The sequence below is a fragment of the Caballeronia sp. BR00000012568055 genome, from assembly GCF_029439455.1.
In the GTDB taxonomy this organism is placed as follows: Bacteria; Pseudomonadota; Gammaproteobacteria; order Burkholderiales; family Burkholderiaceae; genus Caballeronia.
The window spans coordinates 1-22,928 of sequence record NZ_JAQFVG010000007.1 but is presented as its reverse complement, the minus strand read 5'-3'; the positions used below and the strand labels follow the sequence as shown (position 1 = coordinate 22,928).

General features: G+C 60.4%; 22 protein-coding genes and 1 riboswitch. Of the genes, 17 read left to right on the top strand and 5 right to left on the bottom strand.

Annotated features, from left to right (window positions below):
• On the top strand, positions 1 to 517 hold a 517-nt coding region (locus P7F28_RS01160), incomplete at its 5' end, for an SDR family NAD(P)-dependent oxidoreductase (protein ID WP_277182531.1).
• A gap of 31 nt (positions 518 to 548) precedes the next feature.
• On the opposite strand, the gene P7F28_RS01155 is transcribed toward P7F28_RS01160, so the two are convergent.
• Positions 549 to 1,460 carry a LysR family transcriptional regulator gene (locus P7F28_RS01155; RefSeq protein ID WP_277182530.1) on the bottom strand — a complete coding sequence of 304 codons (912 nt, stop codon included), beginning with the start codon at positions 1,458 to 1,460 and terminating at the stop codon, positions 549 to 551.
• Between the two features lie 153 nt (positions 1,461 to 1,613).
• On the opposite strand from P7F28_RS01155, the gene P7F28_RS01150 reads away from it, so the two are divergent.
• From P7F28_RS01150 to P7F28_RS01140, 3 genes are read left to right on the top strand one after another with little or no spacing between them, the layout of a single operon-like run.
• Positions 1,614 to 2,498, top strand: a complete 885-nt coding sequence (locus tag P7F28_RS01150) for an NmrA family NAD(P)-binding protein (RefSeq protein ID WP_277182528.1) — start codon at positions 1,614 to 1,616, stop codon at positions 2,496 to 2,498.
• A 58-nt stretch (positions 2,499 to 2,556) separates the two neighbouring features.
• Complete coding sequence (locus P7F28_RS01145) at positions 2,557 to 3,300, top strand: SDR family oxidoreductase (RefSeq protein ID WP_277182527.1); 744 nt, start codon at positions 2,557 to 2,559, stop codon at positions 3,298 to 3,300.
• A 10-nt stretch (positions 3,301 to 3,310) separates the two neighbouring features.
• Positions 3,311 to 3,841, top strand: a complete 531-nt coding sequence (locus tag P7F28_RS01140) for a carbonic anhydrase (RefSeq protein ID WP_277182525.1) — start codon at positions 3,311 to 3,313, stop codon at positions 3,839 to 3,841.
• 9 nt (positions 3,842 to 3,850) lie between these two features.
• Here P7F28_RS01140 and P7F28_RS01135 read toward each other — a convergent pair whose 3' ends face one another.
• The gene (locus P7F28_RS01135) at positions 3,851 to 5,479 is read right to left on the bottom strand and encodes a S10 family peptidase (RefSeq protein ID WP_370467202.1); all 1,629 of its coding nucleotides are present in this window, start codon (positions 5,477 to 5,479) and stop codon (positions 3,851 to 3,853) included.
• A gap of 286 nt (positions 5,480 to 5,765) precedes the next feature.
• Between P7F28_RS01135 and P7F28_RS01130 the strand changes: the two genes are divergently transcribed.
• The 6 genes from P7F28_RS01130 to P7F28_RS01105 all read left to right on the top strand — a co-directional run bounded on the left by P7F28_RS01130 (position 5,766) and on the right by P7F28_RS01105 (position 12,874).
• A complete protein-coding gene (locus P7F28_RS01130; protein WP_277182522.1) occupies positions 5,766 to 8,153 on the top strand; it encodes a glucose/quinate/shikimate family membrane-bound PQQ-dependent dehydrogenase in 2,388 nt (795 codons plus the stop codon).
• Positions 8,154 to 8,231: 78 nt separating this feature from the next.
• The gene (locus tag P7F28_RS01125) at positions 8,232 to 8,390 is read left to right on the top strand and encodes a DUF2934 domain-containing protein (protein WP_277182521.1); all 159 of its coding nucleotides are present in this window, start codon (positions 8,232 to 8,234) and stop codon (positions 8,388 to 8,390) included.
• 257 nt (positions 8,391 to 8,647) lie between these two features.
• The gene (locus tag P7F28_RS01120; RefSeq protein WP_277182520.1) at positions 8,648 to 10,174 is read left to right on the top strand and encodes an ATPase domain-containing protein; all 1,527 of its coding nucleotides are present in this window, start codon (positions 8,648 to 8,650) and stop codon (positions 10,172 to 10,174) included.
• 2 nt (positions 10,175 to 10,176) lie between these two features.
• Entirely contained in the window at positions 10,177 to 11,904 is a 1,728-nt protein-coding gene (locus P7F28_RS01115; protein WP_277182519.1) for an ATP-binding protein, read from the top strand.
• Between the two features lie 35 nt (positions 11,905 to 11,939).
• Positions 11,940 to 12,002: riboswitch (Fluoride riboswitch) on the top strand.
• A gap of 60 nt (positions 12,003 to 12,062) precedes the next feature.
• Positions 12,063 to 12,458, top strand: coding sequence for a fluoride efflux transporter CrcB (gene crcB / locus P7F28_RS01110; protein WP_277182518.1), 396 nt, complete (start codon positions 12,063 to 12,065; stop codon positions 12,456 to 12,458).
• A 50-nt stretch (positions 12,459 to 12,508) separates the two neighbouring features.
• The gene (locus tag P7F28_RS01105) at positions 12,509 to 12,874 is read left to right on the top strand and encodes a hypothetical protein (protein WP_277182516.1); all 366 of its coding nucleotides are present in this window, start codon (positions 12,509 to 12,511) and stop codon (positions 12,872 to 12,874) included.
• A 56-nt stretch (positions 12,875 to 12,930) separates the two neighbouring features.
• Here the strand turns inward: P7F28_RS01105 and P7F28_RS01100 are convergent, their stop codons facing one another.
• The gene (locus P7F28_RS01100) at positions 12,931 to 13,209 is read right to left on the bottom strand and encodes an HU family DNA-binding protein (protein WP_277182514.1); all 279 of its coding nucleotides are present in this window, start codon (positions 13,207 to 13,209) and stop codon (positions 12,931 to 12,933) included.
• A 301-nt stretch (positions 13,210 to 13,510) separates the two neighbouring features.
• On the opposite strand from P7F28_RS01100, the gene P7F28_RS01095 reads away from it, so the two are divergent.
• From P7F28_RS01095 to P7F28_RS01075, 5 genes are all read left to right on the top strand, one after another.
• A complete protein-coding gene (locus P7F28_RS01095) occupies positions 13,511 to 13,711 on the top strand; it encodes a hypothetical protein (protein WP_277182513.1) in 201 nt (66 codons plus the stop codon).
• 1 nt (position 13,712) lies between these two features.
• Positions 13,713 to 14,606, top strand: coding sequence for an alpha/beta fold hydrolase (locus P7F28_RS01090; protein WP_277182511.1), 894 nt, complete (start codon positions 13,713 to 13,715; stop codon positions 14,604 to 14,606).
• Positions 14,607 to 15,130: 524 nt separating this feature from the next.
• Positions 15,131 to 17,545, top strand: coding sequence for an EAL domain-containing protein (locus P7F28_RS01085; RefSeq protein WP_277182509.1), 2,415 nt, complete (start codon positions 15,131 to 15,133; stop codon positions 17,543 to 17,545).
• Between the two features lie 16 nt (positions 17,546 to 17,561).
• Entirely contained in the window at positions 17,562 to 18,296 is a 735-nt protein-coding gene (locus tag P7F28_RS01080; RefSeq protein WP_277182507.1) for an iron-containing redox enzyme family protein, read from the top strand.
• Positions 18,297 to 18,420: 124 nt separating this feature from the next.
• Complete coding sequence (locus P7F28_RS01075) at positions 18,421 to 19,152, top strand: OmpW family protein (protein WP_370467203.1); 732 nt, start codon at positions 18,421 to 18,423, stop codon at positions 19,150 to 19,152.
• 56 nt (positions 19,153 to 19,208) lie between these two features.
• Here the strand turns inward: P7F28_RS01075 and P7F28_RS01070 are convergent, their stop codons facing one another.
• Positions 19,209 to 19,655, bottom strand: a complete 447-nt coding sequence (locus P7F28_RS01070; protein ID WP_277182504.1) for an NUDIX domain-containing protein — start codon at positions 19,653 to 19,655, stop codon at positions 19,209 to 19,211.
• Positions 19,656 to 19,962: 307 nt separating this feature from the next.
• On the opposite strand from P7F28_RS01070, the gene P7F28_RS01065 reads away from it, so the two are divergent.
• Positions 19,963 to 20,673 (top strand): carbonic anhydrase family protein, encoded by a 711-nt coding sequence (locus tag P7F28_RS01065; RefSeq protein WP_277182503.1) that lies wholly within the window; start codon positions 19,963 to 19,965, stop codon positions 20,671 to 20,673.
• A gap of 109 nt (positions 20,674 to 20,782) precedes the next feature.
• Here the strand turns inward: P7F28_RS01065 and P7F28_RS01060 are convergent, their stop codons facing one another.
• The gene (locus P7F28_RS01060; protein WP_277182502.1) at positions 20,783 to 21,514 is read right to left on the bottom strand and encodes a Crp/Fnr family transcriptional regulator; all 732 of its coding nucleotides are present in this window, start codon (positions 21,512 to 21,514) and stop codon (positions 20,783 to 20,785) included.
• 811 nt (positions 21,515 to 22,325) lie between these two features.
• Here P7F28_RS01060 and P7F28_RS01055 point away from each other — a divergent pair.
• The gene (locus P7F28_RS01055; protein ID WP_277182501.1) at positions 22,326 to 22,646 is read left to right on the top strand and encodes a pyrimidine/purine nucleoside phosphorylase; all 321 of its coding nucleotides are present in this window, start codon (positions 22,326 to 22,328) and stop codon (positions 22,644 to 22,646) included.
• The last annotated feature ends 282 nt before the right edge of the window (positions 22,647 to 22,928 follow it).

Here is a 22,928-nt window from a genome sequence, read left to right as displayed (position 1 = left end):
ACACTGGAATACGAATGCGATCGATTTTCTCGTGAATAACGCGGGAATTGGCGCAGCGGTGCCAATCGATAAGATATCCGAAGAAATGTTCGACACTTTCCTTAATGTTCATTTCAAGGGCGTGCTATTTCTTACGCAAAAGTCCCTCAACATAATGAACGATGGCGGCGGCGTGGTTTTTATCACCGCAGCGGCGACGCGTTTTGTCGTGCCGGGTTATGCCACTTATGCAGCTTGTAAATCAGCCGTCGAGACTTTTTCGCGTTATGTGGCGAAGGAGTATGGCGCGCGCGGCATTCGTGCGAACGTGGTTGCGCCCGGTGGTATCGAAACGGATTTTGCGGGTGCGGTTATTCGAAATACGCCGCAATTGCAGGACTATGTGAAAGCGCAGACCGCATTAGGCCGTGTCGGACAAGTGGACGATATCGGCGGCGTGGTGGCGTTTCTCTGCACGAGCGATGCGAAGTGGATCAACGGACAACGCATCGAAGTCACAGGCGGCATTCATCTTTAATCGTGCTTAAGCCCTTTTTTAAGCCCGTTCCTTAAGTCTTTTCATGCACGAAGTCGAATGATCTGGCTTTGATCTCATCCGCGATGAAATCCACAAAGGAGCGCGCTGCCAGCCGCGTGGCGCGCCCCATCGGAAAATAAGCGTGTACGGGCAACTCGGCCATGCGCCATGCGGCCAGCACATGCACCAGCGTGCCGCGTTCCACTTCGGCGCGGCACGCCCATGATGTCGTCGATACAATCCCCAGTCCTGCCGTAGCCGCCGCGAGCGCGCCCGCCGTATCGTTAGTCGATACATGCGGTTGTAGTTCGATCGACGTTGTCACTCCATCACGCTCGAACTGCCATGACGATGCGTGCGCGCCCGCCGGCCCACCCACGATGCGATGTGTCACGAGATCATCCGGCGTTTGCGGCGTGCCGTGCCGCTCCAGATAATGCGGCGCCGCCACGATCACGCGATACATCTTGCCGATCAGCCGCGCCGTGCCCGATGAATCCGGCAAGCGGCCCACGCGAATACCGACATCGATTGCTTCACGCACCATGTCTTGCCAGCGGTCGTCGAGCAGCACTTCGATACGCAATGCAGGATGGCGTTCAGTGAATGCGGAAAGGCTCGGCATGACCACGCGCATGGCCATGGTCGAAGGCATGGCGAGTCGCAGCAAACCACGTAATTCGCCCGTCTCGCGCACGCTGTTTTCCGCATCTTCGATGGCCGCAATGATCGGCTCCATGCGCGCGAGAAATTCCAGTCCCGCTTCGGTTGGCGCGACCGCGCGCGTGGTGCGCGTAAGCAGACGCGCACCGAGCGACGCCTCCAGTTCCGCGATCATCCGCGAGACTTGCGACTGCGCGAGACCACTCTCGCGCGCCGCCGCAGAAAAGCTGCCCAGACGCGCGACGCGCGTGTAAAGCCGGAACGTCGTCACATCCTTCACGCGCGTCTCCTTTGCAGCGGATCGATGCTGAATCAGCATAGATCTTAGTCGAATTCGCAGGCTACCGCGCCTGGGCCGAAACCAGCACATTAGCCACATGGCCGGTGCTCACTGGCCTCAACCGAATCCTCAAATGCAAACGGAGTAATCGATATGACCAAAGTTCTCGTTACCGGCGCTTCAGGCGATACCGGCCGTCCCACAGTCGAACGACTGATCGAAAAGGGCTTCGAAGTGCGCGCACTTGTGCGGCGCGACGATCACCGCGCGCAGCGTCTGCGTGATCTGGGCGCTGAAGTCGTGCTTGGCGATATGGGCAGTTTGCGCGATATTCGCCTCGCCATGAGCGATGTTCAGCGCGCCTACTTCTGCTATCCGCTGGCGGAAGGGCTCGTGGAAGCTGCGGTGATTTTTGCGCAGGCTGCAAGGGAAGCGAAGCTCGATCTGATCGTGAATATGTCGCATAAGCAATCGCGCCCGGCGGCACGCAGCAAAGCCACGCAGAATCATTGGTTATCCGAACAGATTTTCGATTGGTCCGGCGTGCCGTCGGTTCATCTGCGCGTGACCTTCTTCGCGGAATGGCTGTTATATATCGCGCCGCAGATTCGCTATGGACGCTACGTGATGCCCTACAACAAGGAAAGCCGCTTCGCACCCATCGCGGGTAGCGATATTGCGCGGATTATCGCGGGAATCATGGATCGTCCCGAGCCTTATGTGGGCCGCGCCATTGCGCTGCATGGTCCGGTGGAATATAGCCACGAAGAACTTGCCGCCGAAGTCGGTCGCGTGCTTGGCAAGCATCTGCCGTACGAGCATGTGACGGTGTCGGTGTTCCTCGAACTGTTCGGCCTTCAGGATGCCACCGCCATGCGGCGTCACTTCGAAGCGGTGACGATCGATCAACAGGAAGGTCTGCTTGCTGGCACCGACAGCACCGGCACAGAGATCATTGGACAGCCGCTGACGACGGTCGAAGCGTTTATCAAGGCCAATCTGTCGAAGTTCGTACTTGAGTATCCGATCGCCGCCTGAGCGCGCGTCGAATCGACATGCAGAAAACCTTTTAAATTACTTAGGATATTTGATCATCATGAAACTCTCGAACTCAATCGCCCTTGTAACGGGCGCTAATCGCGGTATCGGTCAGGCGTATGTGGCAGCACTGCTGGAACGTGGCGCATCGAAAATCTATGTTGCAGCACGCGATACCGCCACGCTGAATGATTTGCTCAAGACCGATCGCCGCCTCGTTCCGCTCCCGCTCGATGTCACCGATCCCGATCAGGTTGCGGCTGCCGCATCGATTGCGAATGACGTGACGCTGCTCGTCAATAACGCCGGCTTCGCAGCGTTCGAAGGCGCGATCTCCGCGCCCGACATGGACGATGCCCGCCGCGAGATGGAGGTCAACTACTTCGGCACGCTTTCACTGACGCGCGCTTTTGCACCGGTCCTCGCCAAATCACCGGAAAGCAGCGTAATCAACATGCTGTCGATGCTCTCGCTCGTCAGCTTGCCGATGGCGGCCACTTACTCGGCATCGAAGGCGGCAGGCTTGTCGCTTACGCGCAGTCTGCGCGCGGAACTCGGCGCACAAGGTACGCAAGTCGTCGGCGTGCTCGCGGTCCAGACCGAAACATCGATGGGCGCGAAACTGCCCGAGCCACGCATGACGCCGCAAGAAGTCGTCACCGATGCGCTGGACGCCATCGAATCCGGTGTGAACGACGAAGTCATCGCAGGCGAACAGTCGCGCGGTATTCATCGCGCCTTCGTTGCCGATCCGAAAGGGCTGCAGGCAAAAATGTCCACACGCCTTCCTCAATCGCGCTAAGGAGCACATCATGAATTTCGTCGATACACTCATGCAGCGCAACGCTGATTTCGCGGAAAAGCGCTTCGATAAAGGCCTGAAAATGCTGCCCTCGCAGCGCACGATGATCGTCGGCTGTGTCGATCCGCGCGTCGATCCGATGGATGTGCTTCAACTCGAACCGGGCGAAACCGCGATCATCCGCAATGTAGGCGGACGTGTGAATCCGGCGCTGCTCGAAACGATCGCGGTGCTCGGCACGGTCTCGCGTGCGGCGGGCGCGGAAGTCGGTACGGGATGGAATCTGGTGCTGCTTCAGCATACGAACTGCGGCATTGCAGGTTGTTATCACAACGCGCCGGCCCTGCTGGCGAAACAAATGGGCGTGGCCGAAGATCAGCTCGATACACTCGCGATCACCGACCCGTATGAAGCGGTAAAGATCGATGTCGCGGCGCTCAGATCCAATCCGAACTTTCCGGCGGGTTTCACCGTATCCGGCCTCGTCTACGATGTCGAGACCGGACGCGTTGAAACAGTCGTGCCGCCGGATCAGGCGTGATCGTTTTGTTTAGTATGGCGTACGGCTTGCCCTGCGCCGATAAATCCCCACGTTTTCCAGTGCGTTTTGCTTCGGCTTCGCCAGCTTCATCAACGCGGCGACATGCGTTTCCGCATCGCCATAGAACGATGCGAGATCGTGCTTCATCGCCGTGCGCGATGCGTTGTCGAGATAGATCATGTGCCCGGACGGATAAAGATTGAAGCTGAGATTGGGCGGCATGGTGCCGCCCGCCACCGGCATGCTTTCCAGATCGATCATGGTTTGAAAGAACGGCGTGACCGAATCGAAATAGCCGTTTGCAGAAAACACCCTTAAATAAGGGTTCACCGCAAGCGATGCCGCCAGATCGCCCGCCGTGTACAAGCCATTGCCGCCACGTTGCGCGCCGGTCGGATCGATATGGCCGAAGTCCCAGTTGAGGAACGCCTGATCGTTCAGGTCCATGAACGGCGCGATCGATGTGTACTTCAGTTCTTCGTTCAGGTACACGTTCCACATGGCCGTGTAGACGCCGCTTACCGCTGTCATGGTCGGATCGTTGCCGCCCGAGTCCGGCGAAATGAATTCGGCGATACCCGTGTCCGCACCGGTCACGCGTCCATCGTATGCGCCGATGCTCAGGCCTTCGTCTATCAGCAGGCTGGTGAGAAAAGCGGTGCCGTCCGTGCCGGAAGGATCGAGCCGCCAGTATTTGAGGACCACGGGCGGAATGCCGAGCATATCGCTCAGCGTCTTGAGTTTGGCTTCATCGACATTGGGGAACGAGTTGTATAGCTCGATATAGTCGCCCACCGCGAACGCCTCGACTTGCTGCATGAACGAAGCGAGATCCTTCGGTGCCGGTGTGACCGTCACTTTCTTGTGAAACCACGCATCGGCGGCGAGCGTGGGCAGCGCGCCAACCGGTTGGCCCGCTTGCGAGTAATCGAGAATCGCGGATTGCAACACGATGCCGTTCAGATCGACGCCATCTTCATGCAGCAACCACGTCAGCACACACGTGCGCGGCGTGCCATACGATTCGCCGAACAAATACTTCGGCGAGTTCCATCGGCTATTCACGGTCAGATAGCGTTTAACGAATTGCTTGATCGAGTTCGCGTCTTCATCCACGCCCCAGAAGTCTTTGTTTCTTGCGGGTGAAATGGCGGTCGAATAGCCTGTTCCGACCGGATCGATAAAGACCAGATCGGTATGATCGAGCAGACTGTCGGGGTTGTCTTCGAGCGTGTACGGCGCGGGCGGCGTGAAGTCCGGCATGCTCGTTTTAATACGTCGTGGTCCGAACGACCCAAGCAACAAAAACACTGCCGACGATCCTGGTCCGCCGTTATAGAAGAACGTCACCGGACGCTGAGCCGCCGCCACGCCATCTGCCGTGAATGCAACATAGAAAATCTTCGCGGCGGGTTGCGCGCTGTTGCCATCGGTGGTGACGAGATGCCCGGCACGCGCCGTATACGCGATCGATTTACCCTTGATTTTAAGCGTGTGATGCGTGATGGCGGCGGTTTCGTCGATATCGCTGACGGAATCGTCCGGGCCATAGCCGTAAGGCGTCGGATCGACGAAAGGCTGATCGGCTTCAGCGCCCGCGCGATGCGTCGTTGTGCTCATCATGACTCTCCCATACATGTGTCATTGACAGGTATAGGCGCTGAAGGACGCATGCGGGACGCCATAGCATCGGATTGAACGGACACGTTCGGCATGGTGTCCGTCGAGCGCATTGTTTCAGAAATGCGAAGGTATTCAGGGAGTTGCCCTCAGATAAGTCACGCGATCAAAACCTGTCAATCATGTAAGCAACACCGGGGCCGTTTCTTGCTACACACCGGCGGGTGCATCGCCAACACCATCGCATCGGCCCGGATCAACGACGCACCCACTCCCCTCATCGCGCAAGAGAGAGTCGCGTCAAATGAATACACCTTCCTCGCCGCAAGTGCGGCGCTCGTCCTCGCCCGTGCCCAAGTGGCTGACCGTCATCTTCCTGACACTCGCGGGGCTGTTTCTCGTCGTCGGTGGCGGCTGGCTGATTGCAGTCGGCGGCACGCCTTATTACCTGATCGCCGGTCTCGTGATGCTCGTCATCGCGTGGCTCGTGCATCGACAGAACGCAGTGGCGTTGTGGCTCTATGCACTGCTTGTGCTATGCACGCTGATATGGGCCGTCGCCGAAGCGGGCTTCGATTTCTGGGCGCTCGCGCCGCGTCTCGATGTGCTCGTGATCGTGGGCGTATGGCTGGTGCTGCCGTTCGTGTTGCGCGTGTTTTCGACGCCCGCGCGACAAGGCGCGATGGCGCTGGGCGTGACGCTCGTGCTGTCCGGAATCGCGCTCGTCTACGCCGCGTTCAACGATCCGCAAGAGATCAACGGAACCGTAACCGCGTCTGCAAATACGGCGGCAAAGAGCGACGGCAACTGGCTCGCCTATGGTTCCACACAAGGCGGCACGCGTTACTCATCCCTCGCCCAGACCACCGATAAAAACGCCAACACGCTGAAAGAAGCCTGGACGTTCCAAACCGGCGATATGAAAGGCCCGAACGATCCCGGCGAAATCACTGACGAAGTCACGCCGCTCGCCATCGATGGCACCTTGTTCTTCTGCACGCCGCATCAGATCGCCATCGCGCTCGACGGCGCCACGGGCAAGGAAAAATGGCGCTTCAATCCCGAACTCAAATCCGATCCGAGCTTCCAGCACGTGACATGTCGCGGTGTTTCGTACTTCGAAACAGATGCGGCAAAACAAGCGCGTGCATCGAACAATATGGCTTCGCTGCCGATGTGTTCGCGCCGCGTGCTCTTGCCCGTCAACGACGGCCGTCTCTTCGAACTCGATGCCAACACCGGCAAGCCGTGTCCCGGTTTTGCCGCGAACGGCGTGCTCGATCTTCAGCATCTGCAACCGGTGAAAACGCCGGGGCAGTATGAGCCGACCTCGCCGCCCATCGTCACGTCGAAGGTGATCGTGATGGCGGGTTCGGTGGAGGACAACTATCAGAATCACGAGCCGTCGGGCGTGATTCGTGGCTTCGATGTCGAAACCGGCAAGCTGCTGTGGGCCTTCGATCCCGGCGCGCACGATCCCAACGCCATTCCCGACGATCAACACAGCTTCACGCCCAACTCGCCGAATTCGTGGGCGCCCGCCGCCTACGATCCGCAACTCGATCTCGTCTATCTGCCGATGGGCGTCACCACGCCCGATATCTGGGGCGGCGATCGCACGCCGGATCAGGAGCGTTACGCAAGCGGTCTGCTTGCGCTGAATGCATCGACGGGAAAGCTGGCGTGGTTCTATCAGACCGTGCATCACGATTTGTGGGATATGGACTTGCCCGCGCAGCCGACCATCGCCGATATCAAGGATGCAAACGGCAATATCGTGCCCGCGATCTATGCGCCCGCAAAGACCGGCAATATTTTCGTGCTCGACCGGCGTAACGGGCATCTGATCGTGCCCGCGCCAGAAACGCCGGTGCCGCAAGGCGCGGCCAAGGGCGATCATGTTTCACCCACTCAACCGTACTCCGAACTAACTTTCCGCCCGCAGAAGCATCTGACCGGCGCGGACATGTGGGGCGCAACGATGTTCGATCAACTCGTCTGCCGGGTGATCTTCCACAAGCTGCGTTACGAAGGTCCGTTCACGCCGCCGTCCGAACAAGGCACGCTGGTTTTTCCAGGCAACCTCGGCATGTTCGAGTGGGGCGGTCTCGCTGTCGATACCGACCGCAGTCTCGCCATCGCCAATCCGATTGCGCTGCCTTTCGTCTCGAAGCTGATTCCGCGCGGACCGAAGAATCCGATCGAACCGGCATCGGGCGCGACGGGTTCGGGCACGGAGAGCGGTATCCAGCCGCAATACGGCGTGCCCTTCGGCGTAACGCTCAATCCGTTTCTGTCGCCGATCGGACTGCCGTGCAAGCAACCCGCGTGGGGTTATGTCGCGGCGCTCGATCTGAATACGAACAAGGTGGTATGGAAGAAGCGCATTGGTACGACGCGCGATTCATCGCCCATTCCGATCGGCTTCAAATTGGGTATGCCAATGTTGGGCGGTCCGATGACGACAGCCGGTCACGTGTTCTTTATCGGCGCGACCGCTGACAACTATCTGCGCGCCTTCAGCACGGATAACGGCAACGAGTTGTGGAGCGCGCGTCTGCCCGCAGGCGGCCAGGCCACGCCGATGACCTACGAAGCGAACGGCAAGCAATACGTGCTGATTGCGGCGGGCGGTCATGGTTCGTTCGGGACAAAGCTCGGCGATTACGTGATTGCCTACGCATTACCGTAAAGACAGTCAGTCCGCTGGAACGCGCATTGCGCAGCGATTCGCGTTTCATCGAACGGACTCGCCTTGAAGGAGGCAACCATGAACGTACCCGCGACCGAAGAGCAGATTCGCACGCTGGCCTATAGCCTTTGGGAGGAAGCTGGCTGTCCCGAAGGTCAGGCCGAGACATTCTGGGCGAAGGCGCAGGAGCAGCTCGGAGTGGAATCATCGGACGTGAAGAGCGATGCGGCAAGCTGAATGCACGCACGCCTGTTGCTGATCGAGTGTTTCGCGCCGCTTGAACAAGCGGCGTTTTATTTTCGCCGTCCGCTCGATCACGCGTCATGTGTGACACTTCGGGCCTCGTCTCTGCGAAAATCGCTTGCTAGAAGGCTTGCTACGACGCTTGCTACAAGGCTTGCTGCGAGGCTTCGATCCTCATCCTTGCGCGCAAGACGGCGTACAGGAAAATTTTGGGCTGGCCGTTCGCGGCCTCCCACTTGCGACACGTAAATATGCCCGACCGCACTCTCACCCGCATTTCGACCGGCCTGCCGCAACTGGACGATGTTCTCGGCGGCGGCCTGCCCGTCAGCCGTCTGTATCTCGTCGAAGGCATGCCCGGTTCCGGCAAGACCACGCTCGGTCTGCAATTTCTGCTCGACGGCGTGGCGGCAGGCGAGAAAGTGCTGTACGTCACGCTCTCCGAAACCGGCGAAGAGTTGGCCGAAGTCGCCGCCGGTCATGGCTGGTCGCTCGACGGCATCACGCTGTTCGAGCTTGGCGAAGCGGGATTGCCGCTGGGCATCGAAGGGGATCAGAGCATCCTGCATTCATGGGAACTGGAATTGGGCGAAATCGTTCATCACATCACCAATCAGGTCGATGAACTCAAACCCACGCGCGTGGTGTTCGACAGTCTTTCCGAGCTGCGTCTGCTCGCGCAGGACCCGCTGCGTTTTCGGCGGCAAATTCTTTCGCTCAAACAGTTCTTCAACCGAAACTCGGCCACCGTTCTTTTGATGGACGACATGACCGCGCGCGGCTCGCACGATGTCGATCTGCACAGTCTTGCGCACGGCGTGCTCACGCTGGAACGCAAGACGCTGGACTTCGGCATTTCGCGCCGCCGTCTGCAAGTGCAGAAGCTGCGCGGCAGCGGCTTTCGCGAGGGCTATCACGACTTCGCGATCCGCCGCGGCGGCCTGCACGTGTTCCCGCGTCTGGTCGCCTCCGAGCATCACGCCGATTTCTCCGATGCCCCGCTGCAAAGCGGCCTGCCCAAGCTCGATGCGCTGCTGGGCGGCGGTCCGCTGCGCGGCACCAGCACGCTGATCACGGGACCGGCGGGCTCGGGCAAGACCACGATCGTGCTGCAATACATCGCGGAAGCGGCGCGGCGTGGCGAACGCTGCGTGCTCTACGAATTCGACGAACGCATCAGCACGCTGCTGATTCGGGCGAACGCTATCGGCATCGATCTTCAGCCGTTTATCGACTTGGACTTGGTGCATATCCGGCAGATGGACCCGTCGGAAATCTCGCCGGGCGAGTTCACTTCCATCGTGAAATGCGAAGTGGAAGAGAACAACTCGCGCATGATCGTGATCGACAGCATGAACGGCTATATCGCCGCGATGCCGCAGGAAAAGGAACTGATTCTGCAATTGCACGAGTTGCTGTCGTTCCTGAATCAGCAAGGCGTGACGACCTTTCTGATCAATCCGCAGCAAGGACTGGTCGGCACCATGAATTCCGGCTCGCTGAACATCAGCTATATCGCCGATGCGGTGATTCTGCTGCGTTTCTTCGAAGCCGAAGGCCGCGTGCGCAAGGCGCTGTCGATCCTTAAAAATCGCGGCAATCTGCACGAAGACACCATTCGCGAACTGATGATCAGCAAGCGCGGCCTCGAACTGAGCGAACCGCTCGCGCGCTTCTCCGGCGTGTTGACCGGCACGCCCACTTACACCGGCGGACGCGGGCCGCTGCTGGGCGCATCGCGCTTTCTGGACCCGCAGGACGACAACGGCGCACCGTAACGATGAAACCTTTTGCGCGCCATGTGTTGATCCTCACGCCCTTCGGTCGCGACGCCCTGACGATGGAAAAGCTGCTGGAAGGGCGCAATATCGGCACGACCATCATGGCGTCGTTCGATCAACTCGTCGGCGAGATCGATGCGTATACCGGCGCGGTGCTGTTGGCCGATGAATCGCTGGCGGGACAAAACCTGGCCAGTCTGGAAGCGAAACTGCACACGCAGCCTTCGTGGTCCGATCTGCCCTTCGTCATGCTGACGCGGCGCGAACGCATGGACGCCGCGCATCAGAAGCGATTGCAGGGCAGTCTGCCGCGCCGCATGTCGAATATCGTGTTCGTGGAGCGGCCGGCGAGCGCGCTGGCGCTGACGAGCGCGGTGGAAGCGGCGCTGTCGGGCCGCGAGCGTCAGTTCGAAATCCGCGATGAACTGCGCGCGGCCGTGCTGATGAACGAGCGCCTGAGCGAAGCGGAAGCCACGCTCGCGCGCAGTCATCAGGAACTCGAAAAGCTGGTCGAAGAACGCACCGCCGCCCTGCGCGATTCGCACGAACGCCTGCGCGCCGAAGCCGAAGAACGGCGGCGCGCGGAAGAAGCGCTTGCGCATGCGCAGAAAATGGAAGCCGTCGGGCGGCTGACGGGCGGTATCGCGCATGACTTCAACAATCTGCTGATGGCGCTGCTGGGCAATCTCGAACTCGCGCGCCGCCATCTCGACGGCGGCAGTCCGGTGCTGTCGTATATCGACAAGGCGTACAAGGCGACGCAGCGCGGCGCGAAGCTCTCGGCGCAATTGCTGGCGTTTTCGCGCATTCAGAAGCTGGCGCTGGAGTCGGTGAATATCGATGGGTTGATCGGCAATGTGGTCGATCTCGCACGGCATTCGCTCGGCGCGATGCACGGTATCGAACTGAAGCTGGACGCGCCCGGCTCGTTCGCTCAGGCCGATGCCAATCAGCTCGAACTCGCGGTGCTGAATCTCGTCAACAACGCGCGCGACGCGATGGAAGACGGCGGCACGGTCACACTTTCGACGGGCCTGCATCCGATCGTCGGTTCGGACCCGGATCTCGCGCCGGGCAGCTACGTGCAGATTTGCGTCACGGATTCCGGCACCGGCATTTCGCCCGACGCGCTCAAGCGCATCTTCGATCCGTTCTTTACCACCAAGCCGCTCGGCAAAGGCACCGGCCTCGGGCTCGCGCAGGTGTGGGGCATCGCGCGGCAATGCGGCGGCACGGTGCGCGTGACGCCCGCCGTTGGACGCGGCACCACCTTCTGCCTGCTGCTGCCGCTCGCCGCCCAGAGCGAAGAACTCGTGGCCGCCGAAACCGTCACGCTCGACGCCGTCGATGGCAACGCCGGACACGGCACCTCCGTGCTGGTGATCGACGACGACGACAACGTGCGCGAGTCGATCGTCGCGGGCCTGACGCTCGAAGAGTTCGACGTGCGGGAAGCGAAGTCAGGCGAAGACGGACTGGCGCTGATCGGCGCGGATTTCCCCGACGTGCTGCTGGTCGATTTCGCCATGCCGAATATGAACGGCGCGGATGTCGCGCGCGCCGCGCAGAAAATCCGCCCCGGCCTGCCGGTGCTGATGGTCACCGGTTATCTCGATACCGCAGCGCTCGACGGGGTATCGAACGCACAGATTCTGCACAAGCCGCTGCCGCTCGAAGCGCTGGGACGGATGATCGTGAATCTCGCGGGCGGCGGTCAGTCGGCCTGATCGCACGCCGTCGATTGAGATAATGTGTTACAAAGTCGTTCGATGGGGATGGGGTTCCCCCGACAACCGCCATTCCGGCTGATGACTCCTGGACAACGCTGATCGCACGGCACGCACGCACGCGTCTGCCGCGCCTTCGCTTTTCCCGGAGCGCGTCTTTGAATCCCTTCTCTTCCTTTGTGGTTGTCTTTATCGGCGGCGGTCTCGGTTCGATGCTGCGTTACGCCGCCGGCCGCGCCTCGCTCATTCTGCTCGGACCGAATTTCCCCTACGGCACGCTCGCGATCAACACGCTCGGCTCGTTCGTGATGGGTCTGGTGGCCGGATGGTTCGCGCTGCGCGGCCAGGCCGACCAGAGCGTGCGCCTGTTTCTGACCACGGGCATCATCGGCGGATTCACGACTTATTCGACCTTCTCGCTGGACGCGGCGCTGCTGTGGGAACGCGGCGATATGATGTCCACCCTGCTCTATGTCGGCGGCACGCTGGCGCTGGGCTTCGTAGGGATTTTTGGCGGACTCGCGTTGATGCGGCTGATGCTCGCGACGGGGTGACCTGCGAGCCTGTAAGCTCGCGCTGTCGAGCTTCTACTTAATCACCCGCAATGCCATCCACCATCCGCAATTCGCTGCTCTGGATTTTCGATGCCTTCGAGCACGACGAAACGTACTTTCGCAAGCGCATGTTCGGCTGCGATGCCGCGTATATCGACGGGCTGCTGTGCCTGATCGCCGCCGACCGCGATGCGCCGTTCAATGGCCTTTTGGTGTGCACGTCGAAGGAGCGCCATGATGCGCTGATGGAGGAGATGCCGGCGTTGAAACCGCATCCGGTGATCGGAAAATGGCTGTATGTGCCGCAAGCCGATGCGGACTTCGAAGACGCGGCGGCGCGTCTGACGGCGCTGGTGCTGGCACGCGATGAGCGGATCGGCGTGGAGCCGACGCCTCGTAAATCACGCCGAAAGTGAATCGCGCGGCGGCGGGACGAGCCTTGCGCCCGTCCGCCGCCTGCACGAAAACGCGCTTACGACGCGTTGACCGAATCCTTGAACGCCTTGCCAGCCGTGAACTTGACGGTCTTGGCGGCCGGAATTGTGATGCTTTCGCCCGTCGACGGGTTGCGGCCCGTGCGTTCCGCGCGCGCGCCGGTCGAGAACGAGCCGAAGCCGATCAGTTGCACCGTGTCCCCCTTCGTGACGGCCTGCATGACCGTGTCGAAGATTGCGTCGATGGCTGCGCCCGTGCTGGCCTTGCTGTCGCCGGTTTCTGCCGACACTGCGTCGATGAGTTCTTGCTTGTTCATGTTTACGTTTTCCCTGATAAAGCGCCCCGATGGACGCGGATTGGGCGTCACCCTACCGCATCTCCGCCAAGGCAGGCAAGCCCCCGAGATTTCCGGACATTGCGCGAATCGGCAAATCTTGTCCTTTCCGGCGCGCCCTTGCCGGCGGTGGCGCAGCCATTATACGACGTGGCAGCGGCAGACCGTTAGTTGCATATATCGATCGGAATTCATTTGGTGATCCGAACCATCCAGTTAGGCGATTGCGCGCGTGCGGATGCGTGCTATGTTCGTGCCTGACGCCGACAAAACAAAAGAGACGATGGAAACAGAGGTCTACAAGGGCTACTCGATCTACGGCCATTCGATCGAACAGAAAACCGGCTACGGCGCGAGCGGCACTGTCGTGCGCGACGAGCGCGTGGTGCAGAGCAGCGGCATCCTCGCGATCTTCGCCACCGACGAAGAAGCGCTGCACGCCGGTCTGGACTGGGCGCGCGAATGGATCGACGGGCATAGCTGACGTGCGGCTGCGCTCACTGCTTGGCGCGCTGGCCCTGCTGGTCACGACTGCGACGGCGACGGCGACGATCACGCACGCCGCCGAACTCGCGGCCGATCTGCACGAGACCGTCGTGCAGGTGCCCATGACCGAGAAAGGCTTCTTCGGTACTTCGACGCGCGAACTCGTCGCCACGCTCTATCAGCCGGACGGCGCGGGTCCGTTTCCGCTCATCGTGCTGAGTCACGGCAGCCCGCCCGATCCGCGCGACCGCGTCAAGACCGGGCGATATCGCGCCATCGCGCAAATCCGCACGTTCGTCGATTTGGGTTTCGCGGTGATCGTGCCGATCCGCCGTGGCTTCGGCGCGACCGGTGGCACCTATGCCGAAGACTACGGCCACTGCAACGGCGCGGACTATGAAGCCGCTGGCAATGCCGCCGCGCAGGACTTGCTTGCGACCATCGCGTATGCGGACACGCTGCCGCAGATCGATCGTGAGCATGTGGTGCTGGTCGGGCAGTCGGCGGGCGGATTTGCATCGCTGGCGGCGGCGAGTTTCGATCCGCCTGGATTGGTCGCCGTGGTCAACTTTTCGGGCGGACGCGGTGGCGATCCGGTGAAGCATCCGGGCGTGCCGTGCGCGCCCGAGCGCATGACATCGGCGATTGCGCATTTCGCCAGTACCACGCATGCGCCGGTGCTGTGGCATTACGTCGAGAACGACAAGTTCTTCGGTCCCGACTACACGCGAAGCTGGTTCGCTTCGTTTCAGCAAGCGGGCGGCAAGGGCGAATTTGTCATGGAACCCGCCTGGGGCGATAACGGCCATCTGATGTTCGCCTCGCGCGATGCCATTCCAATCTGGCTGCCTCACGTCCACGATTTCTTAGCGCCGATCGTGCATATTCGCTAAGTTTGCTAAGACTCGCTTAGCGAATTAATGTCGAAAGCGAAACAACCGCTAAGCCGAAAATACCAACCATTCGGTCAGAAACGCTAAGCGACGCTTAAAGCTTGCTTAGCGATATTCAATAAACCGCGCAAGTAATTCCTTCCCTGATACTTAGCAATTGGTTACGCACCAGCGTGCGGAAACTACCGATGCCAACGCGCGCAAAACACGCGAAGCTGCGTGAATCAAACGTTTCCATCGGCTGAACGTAAGTGCATTTCCGTTTGACGGAAAAATTACCGCATGCGCTAAAACAACACTCGACAATTTCCTTATACCTATCACGAAAAGCGTATTTCGCACAGGTATTATTGCGGCTCGCGAGGCAGCCGATTAGAGCCTCAACTTTATCGATTTCGTGCCGTTATTAATCGAAGCGACAAGAATTCGCTGCGTAGAGCGTGCGTCAGGTTTGTACTGAACAACGTTCCCGCAGCCCGGACCGTTTTGTCGCCATGTCCGGAAAAACCTAAGAAAGGCTCGATATGCCAGCGGCCTCGAAGACGAATCGACAGTTGTTCAAGACGACGTGGCCGTTCGTGGCCGTGGTGGCGTCGCTGCTCGCGCTCGTCGCGACGAGTCTGTCGATCATGTCGTCGGTGCGCGCGTACATCGGTGGCGAGAGCACGTGGTCCAAAGGTCAGAAAGACGCCGTCTTCTATCTGATCCGCTACGCCCAGACCGGCGATCAACAGGCATATCGCCAATACGAAAGTGCGATTGCGTATCCGCTCTATCTCAAGCACGCGCGTCTTGCGCTCGATCGTCCCGATCCCGATGTCGAAGCCGCACGCGAAGCGCTGATCGCCTCCGGCGTCTATCCCGCCGATGTCTCGTCGGTGATCTGGGTTTTCCGCACCTTCCGCCGGGCCAGCTATTTCGAAGCAGCCGTCACCTACTGGACGCGCGGCGATGCGCTGGTCGATCAGCTCGCGCATGTCGCCGATGAATTGCGCGAAGCGAAGGCATCGGGTGCGCCGGGACGTCTCGAAGTCGAGCAATTGACGAGCGAAGTGTGGAACATCAACTCGGCCATCGCGCCGATTTCGCGCGCTTTTGCCGACGTGCTGGGCGCGGCGTTCCGGCAAACCGCGTTGCTGCTGTTCGTCATCAACGTCGTCGTGGCGATGCTGCTGGTGAGCTTGTCCGTGTGGTACGCGCGCCGCTTCATCACCGCGCGGCTCGCGTCCGAACACGCGTTACGCCGCAGTGAGGCACGCGCGAAGGCGACGCTCGGTTCTATCGGCGAGGCAGTGATTTCGGTCGGGCCGACGGGTCTGGTCGAGTTCATCAATCCCGCTGCCGAACGGCTGTTTTGCCGCGATGCCGCCGCCTGCGTGAATCGGCCGCTGACGGCGCTGGTCGCCATCATGCGCGAATGGGACCGGCGTCCCGTCGATCTGATCGAACAGGCGCTGCGCGGCACGGAGCAAACCGAACCCGGCGCGGACCTGATCCTCACCAATGTGCGCGGTCAGGAAACCGTCGTGCAGGCGATCACCTCCGTCGTTCACGATACCTCCGACACCATCACCGGCGTCGTGCTGCTTCTGCGCAATATGGCGCGTGAACGCGAGTATGTATCGAACCTGTCGTGGCAGGCATCGCACGATGGACTCACGGGCTTGCTCAATCGCACCGAGTTCGAACGGCGTCTGCATGAGTCGCTGGCCGAACAAGCCGAGCACGCCAACAGCAATCATCCAACGCGGCCGTGCATGTTGATGATGCTCGACCTCGATCAGTTCAAGGTCGTCAACGATACCTACGGTCACGCCGCCGGCGACACCATGCTGCGCGAAGTATCGACGCTGTTCCGCAAGTGCCTGCGCGACGAAGACTCGCTCGCGCGTCTGGGCGGCGACGAATTCGCCGCGCTGATGTCCGATTGCGACGAGCGCACGGCCATGAATATCGCCGAGCGTCTGCGTCAGGAAGTGGCCGCGTTCCAGTGGTCGTGTGAGACGCATACGCTTTCGACCAGCGTGAGTATCGGCCTGGTCGATTTGCGCGGGCTCGATATGGAAACCGCCATGCGCTTCGGCGATATCGCCTGCTATCTCGCCAAGGAACGCGGGCGCGACCGCGTGCATCTGGCCGTGCGCGGCGACAAGGAACTCAATCGCCACGCCAGCGCCATGTCGTGGTGCGGGCGTATCAAAGACGCGCTGGCATCGAACAGTTTCTGTCTCTATGCGCAGGAAATCCGCGCAATCGATTCAAACCACGGCCATCCGCGTCATGTGGAAGTGCTGCTGCGCATGGTCGGCGATGGCGGCAAGATTATTCCGCCCAACTTCTTCATGCCCGCCGCCGAGCGCTACGGGCTGATGTCCGCCATCGACCGATGGGTGGTGCGCGCCGTGTTCGCCACGCTTGCGCGCAGCGGCAATCCCGAAGGCATTCAATACGCGATCAACCTCTCCGGCGCCTCGATCGGCGACGAGCGTTTCTTGCAGTTCCTTACCGAGCAGTTCGAACTGACCGGCGTCACGCCATCATCCATCTGCTTCGAAGTCACCGAAACCACCGCCGTCGCGAATCTCGCGACCGCCGCGCGCTTTATCCGCGATCTCAAGAACCGCGGCTGCAAGTTCTCACTCGACGACTTCGGCGCGGGCATGTCCTCGTTCGGTTATCTGAAACACCTTCCGGTCGATTACATCAAGATCGACGGCGGATTCATCAAGGACATGCTCAAGGATGCCGTTAATCGGGACATGGTGGCGGCAATCAACGATATCGGCCATTCGATGGGGCGTCTGACCATCGCCGAATACGTCGAAAGCGAAGCGATCCTGCGTGCGCTCGGCAGCATGGGCGTGGACTTCGTGCAAGGTTTTCATGTCGGACGCCCGGCCTTGTGGGCACAAAACGTCGAGTTTCTCGCCATTACCTAAAGGATAGGAGAACAGGTTGGATCCCACATTTCAGCGGACGGGTGATCTGAAGGACATCGCCAGCTACCCGGCGTGGCTGGGCGACGTGCTCGCCGAAACCGATGTGGCCAAGCAGGCGGTCCTCGGTCACCCCATCTTCGCCGCGATGCGCGAAGCGAAACTCACGCCGCGCCAGGCCGAAGCGTTCCTCGTCAACGGCTGGCCGGTGGTCGAGCAGTTTCCGCAATACATGGCGATGAACCTGCAGAAGGTCCGCTACGGGCATTCGCGCGGTGAAGATCTCGCGCGGCGTTATCTGACGCGCAATATCCGCGTCGAACAGAATCACGCCGATTACTGGGTCGATTGGGCCGCCGCGCACGATGTCACCAAGCGCGCGCTGATGAAGGCCAACGGTCCTTCGATGGCGTATGCGCTGTCGCACTGGTGCTGGAAAAGCAGCGGCGGCGATCCGCTGGCCGCGAGCATTGCCGCGACCAACTTCGCGATCGAAGGCGTGACCGGCGAATGGTCCACCTTTGTCTGCTCGAGCGATGCCTATGCCAACAGCTTTCCCGTTGCGATGCGCCGCAAGGCCATGCGCTGGCTCAGCCTGCATGCGCACTACGACGACGAGCATCCGTGGGAAGCGCTGGAGATCGTCGCGACGCTGTTGGGCAATGCGCCGGGCGTTGATGAAGTGCAGTCGGTCAAACGCAGTATCGAAATTAGTTACGAGTATTTCAAGGTAAGTCTCGACTGCTGTCTTTAAAGCGTAGTCGAAGCCCTTCCCTTTTTCCGTGTCTCCGACCCGCCGGGCTTCCCGCCCGCGCGGTGCGGATTCGCTCGCCTGTCACACCATGAATCAACGATTAAAAGAGAACAAGACGATGAAGCTGAAACACATTGCATGCGCGGCCCTTGCGGCACTGGGCGTGGCGGGCGCGAGCGGCGCACATGCACAGTCCGCCGGCAGCGTTCAGATCAACGCGGGCTGGATGCACTTCGCACCGCAGGATTCGAGCGGCGCGTTCAACGTGACCGCATTGGGTCAGACGCAGACGCGTCCCGGCTCGGGCGCATCCGTAAGCAACGCCGATACCTTCGGTCTGACGGCGCAATACTTCGTCACCGACCATATCGCGGTCGAAGCGGTGATCGGCGTGCCGCCGAAGTTCCATCTCGATGGCGAAGGCACGCTCGGGCCGCTGGGCGAACTCGGCACCGCGAAGGAATGGAGCCCGACGCTGCTGCTGAAGTACTACTTCATGAACGCGCAGAGCAAGTTCCGCCCGTACCTCGGCGCGGGTGCATCGTATGTGTGGTTCTCGGATGTGAAGCTCAGCTCGCAGATGGCCAACGGCGCGTTCCTCTACACGCCGCAGACCGGCACGGCGCTGACCGGCCCGACCAGCGCGCATATCAGCAACTCGTTCGCGCCGGTGGTGAACGGCGGTATGTCGTACCAGTTCGATAAACACTGGTCGGCGTCGTTCTCGGTGTCGTATATGTGGCTGTCGGCGCGCGCGACGCTCACGACGAATTCGTCGGTGGGCACGGTGCGCAGCGAATCGAAGATCAAGCTCGATCCGATCGTGACGTTTCTGTCGGTAGGCTATACGTTCTAACGTTGCATCACGCGTGCATCCGGCGCAGTGCATTGCCGGATGCACGTGAAGCCGCTTCAGCCCTTGCGAAAATCCGATCGCGGATTCATTCGCACACCTTGCGGCCGCCACGCGCCGCGCGTATCTTCCACGTTCGGCGATGGCCCCAGCGCGCGGTTCAGAATCGCGCGCGTGCCCGGCGTCACCTGCATGCGGCCGAGTTCGGAAGAATCGACCCAGCGCACTTCGTCGTATTCGCCGAGCGGACTCGGACGCGGATCGACATCGTCGGCAATCGCCACGCGATAGACGCTGTGCAAATGCTGCGCCGACACCTGCTGAAACTGGAATACCACCGCGCTCGCCTCGACACCGGTATCGCGATGCAAGCCGCGAATGGCCGCGACCATCGGCAATTCATCCATTCCTACCGATGCCCCCGGCAGCAGCCACATGCCGCCACGCTCGCGCACCAGCAGTACGGCGTGATGCCGCGTCAGCAACACCGTCGCTCGAATTCTCATTCCCCGTCCCCTGTCGCCCGGCGAATCGTCCTGCATTCGCGGTGCCCGTCTGAAGATGGCCATCTGTTGTTGTCTCTCGGAATGGGTCCGTCAGATTGCCACAGCAAAATCCGACGCTCTCGGAATTGTTAAAAAACGTAACTTCAGCCATTTTGTCAGCCGCCAGAACGATTCGCAATTCGTGCATGTCCCATGTGCCCCCTTCATATGTGTGCGCGGACACATGCGCGTCGTATCAACGACACAGCCTTCCGCGATGCGAAACGTCGCCTATAGAGAAAACGGTTTGTGACCGGGAGCGACGATCATGATCGAGTGCGCGTGTGTGAATCGGAGGCGCTTGTTGATTGCGGCGCTCGCCACGTCGATCACCTCGTCGATCACCGGTTTCGCCCGCGCCGATGCGCTCACGCACGCGCAGCGCGACAGCATGTCGCCGGAAGCGATCATCGAAGAGATGAAGCGTGGCAATGCGCGATTTCAGAAAGGCGAGCGAAAGGCGCGCAATTATCTGCGCGAGCAGCGGGCGAGCGCGGCGGGGCAATATCCGGCGGCGGTGCTGCTGAGTTGTATCGATTCACGCGCGCCGGCCGAAGTCATCATGGATCTCGGCATCGGCGATATCTTCAATTGCCGCGTGGCGGGCAATGTCGAAAACGACGATATCCTCGGGAGTATGGAATTCGCGTGCAAGCTCGCGGGCGCGAAAGTCGTCGTGGTGATGGGTCATACGAAGTGCGGCGCAATCAAAGGCGCGATCGCCAATGCCGAACTCGGGCATTTGACGGGGCTGCTCGCGCGCATCAAACCGGCGGTGCAGCAGACCGAATTCGATGGCGATCGCTCGGCGGCGAATTACGCGTTCGTGGATGCGGTGGCGCGCAAGAACGTCGAACTGACGTTGACGGGTATCAGGCGTGATTCGCCCGTGCTTGCTGACCTGGAGCGCAGCGGCAAGGTCGATATCGTCGGCGCGATGTACAACCTCGAAACGGGCGCGCTGAATTTTCTTGGTTAGCCTTGGTTAGCTAGTCGCGGTGTAGATGCCGATCAACCGAACGAAGCCATTGCGCGTGCTGCCGCCAATGGCGATCCGTTCAGGATGATTGTGATCGCTTCGAGACCGCTTACGCCACTTCCGCGACGCGCTTCTTCGGCAGAATGCGATCGAATTCACGCTTGACGATGCCGTAGCACTCGCACGCGTTGGCTTCGAGCGCCGCGCGATCCAGCACGCGGATGCAGCCGCGGCTGTGGTGGATCAGACCGGCATCGTGCAGCTTGCCCGCCGCTTCGGTGACGCCTTCACGACGTACGCCCAGCATATCGGCGATCATCTGTTGCGTGACCTTGAGCTGATCGTTCGGCGTGCGATCGATTTGAATCAGGAGCCAGCGCGCGAGTTGCTTCGACAGCGAGTGATGGCGATTGCACGCTGCCGTCTGTGCGACTTGCGTGAGCAGAGCTTGCATGTACAACAGCATGATGCGGCGCAGAAAGTCCGAGCGGCCGAACGCTTCACGCAGCGCCCCTGCGCTCATCCGATACGCAACGCCCGCGCATTGCACCTGAACGCGCGTCGGCATGGTGTCGCCGCCCGTCAGCACCGGCACGCCGGTCATGCCCTCGCGACCCACGGCCGCCACTTCGACCGAACCGCCGTCTTCCATCGTGTGCAGCAGCGAGACGATGGCCGTAGTCGGGAAATACACGTGATGGATGCGCTGACCCGAATCGCACAGCAATTGCTCGGTACGCAGTTGAACCAGTTCGAGATGCGGTGCGATGGCGGCCCATTCTTGCGGCGGCAGCGCGCCAAGGAGGTGGTTGCCGTGCAGATCAGATTGGAGGGTCAACATGATTATTAGCTCTTGTCTTTGCGCGTTGCGCCATACCTTGTTTTTATGCGGTCCGCTGCAGGGTTCGTGAGTGCTCTTGTTGGCGATCATCGAAACCTGCAGCGGCCAGCCCCGTAGCACGATGTCGCTGTCGTTCATTTGATGTTGCGGCGACTGTCCGTGCGTGACACCTCTATAGCGAGAGGTGTGCCAGGAGGCCCAAAACCCTTTACCAGCAAGGCTCCCGATTCGATGTGGCGTGGCGCACGAGAACGCCGATTCAAAAATGATTCAATCCTGAAAGATAAGAAGAATCTAGGGCGATGGCGGCGTTTGGCGCATCGCTGGCGGTTTGGTAGGCGCGCGCCCTTGCTGAGCAAGGCTGAAACCGGTTTTGGCGCGTCTAAAAAGCTGGGATTGCGCGACGACGTGGCGCTTGGCGAGCCTGATTTGAGCGACGAATCAAAAATGTTGCAGCCGTGTTCATCGCCCGGTTCTTCGCCAGCTACTAACACTCCCTTTAGAGCTTCAGAAGTCAGTCAAACGCCCACTCGCACGGGGCTCAGCCTGATTTGTCGGACGTGCGCGGGAGGCTAAAGATGTATCGAACGTGCATTTGAAAAATGTTGCATCGCGTACACCGGACGCTATTCAGGCGTTATCCGTGTGAGCAAACGCACGGCAACATGCCGCAAAAGTGGCCGATCCTCATAGCAAATGCGCCGATTTCCGGTAAGGCCTTCCGCAAGCGCGATGAATCGGTCTGTATGATGTCGAACTCCCGGCGATGGAAGATTCGCCGGCTTCTTTTCTTCGACCAAAGGACTTCGTCATGCCGGCAGCAACGCAATTCGATCAGGTTTCCGTCATCAAGCGCGCCAACGTCTATTTCGACGGCAAGTGCGTGTCGCACACCGTGCTTTTCGCCGATGGCACGAAGAAGACGCTCGGCGTGATTCTGCCGGGCACGCTGAACTTCGGCACCGATGCGGCGGAGTTGATGGAAGTGCAGGCCGGGCAATGCCGGATTCGGCTGGATGGGAGTGAGGAGTGGAAGACGTACGGCGCGGGCGAGTCGTTTTCTGTGCCGGGGAAGAGCCGGTTTGATATCGAGGTGGTGGAGACGCTGGATTATGTTTGTAGTTATCTTTGAGTCGTCTCACCTGAAACACTGTCTGAAACATCGCTGAAACACTACTGCAACATCGACGCGCTTGCGGGAAAACCCGCAGCGCGCTCCGCGACACCCCGCCCCATAAGGCTCCCACGCCGCCTTCTCTGGCCACCACCCGCATGGCTCAACACTTGCAATTTGCCTCCCCAGTTGCGGCGCATCCAAAACCACGGCAGCCGCATCGACAAAACACGGAGACAAGTTCATGCGACAAGCCACTGCGCCCTGGGGCGATGCCTCGTCCGGCGCGACTTCCGAAAG

Coding starts and splice junctions, on each gene's coding strand:
- P7F28_RS01150 (WP_277182528.1), top strand. CDS start 1,614: ATGACCAAAGTTCTCGTTACCGGCGCTTCAGGCGATACCGGCCGTCCC.
- P7F28_RS01145 (WP_277182527.1), top strand. CDS start 2,557: ATGAAACTCTCGAACTCAATCGCCCTTGTAACGGGCGCTAATCGCGGT.
- P7F28_RS01140 (WP_277182525.1), top strand. CDS start 3,311: ATGAATTTCGTCGATACACTCATGCAGCGCAACGCTGATTTCGCGGAA.
- P7F28_RS01135 (WP_370467202.1), bottom strand. CDS start 5,479: ATGTATGGGAGAGTCATGATGAGCACAACGACGCATCGCGCGGGCGCT.
- P7F28_RS01130 (WP_277182522.1), top strand. CDS start 5,766: ATGAATACACCTTCCTCGCCGCAAGTGCGGCGCTCGTCCTCGCCCGTG.
- P7F28_RS01125 (WP_277182521.1), top strand. CDS start 8,232: ATGAACGTACCCGCGACCGAAGAGCAGATTCGCACGCTGGCCTATAGC.
- P7F28_RS01120 (WP_277182520.1), top strand. CDS start 8,648: ATGCCCGACCGCACTCTCACCCGCATTTCGACCGGCCTGCCGCAACTG.
- P7F28_RS01115 (WP_277182519.1), top strand. CDS start 10,177: ATGAAACCTTTTGCGCGCCATGTGTTGATCCTCACGCCCTTCGGTCGC.
- P7F28_RS01105 (WP_277182516.1), top strand. CDS start 12,509: ATGCCATCCACCATCCGCAATTCGCTGCTCTGGATTTTCGATGCCTTC.
- P7F28_RS01100 (WP_277182514.1), bottom strand. CDS start 13,209: ATGAACAAGCAAGAACTCATCGACGCAGTGTCGGCAGAAACCGGCGAC.
- P7F28_RS01095 (WP_277182513.1), top strand. CDS start 13,511: ATGGAAACAGAGGTCTACAAGGGCTACTCGATCTACGGCCATTCGATC.
- P7F28_RS01085 (WP_277182509.1), top strand. CDS start 15,131: ATGCCAGCGGCCTCGAAGACGAATCGACAGTTGTTCAAGACGACGTGG.
- P7F28_RS01070 (WP_277182504.1), bottom strand. CDS start 19,655: ATGAGAATTCGAGCGACGGTGTTGCTGACGCGGCATCACGCCGTACTG.
- P7F28_RS01065 (WP_277182503.1), top strand. CDS start 19,963: ATGATCGAGTGCGCGTGTGTGAATCGGAGGCGCTTGTTGATTGCGGCG.
- P7F28_RS01060 (WP_277182502.1), bottom strand. CDS start 21,514: ATGTTGACCCTCCAATCTGATCTGCACGGCAACCACCTCCTTGGCGCG.
- P7F28_RS01055 (WP_277182501.1), top strand. CDS start 22,326: ATGCCGGCAGCAACGCAATTCGATCAGGTTTCCGTCATCAAGCGCGCC.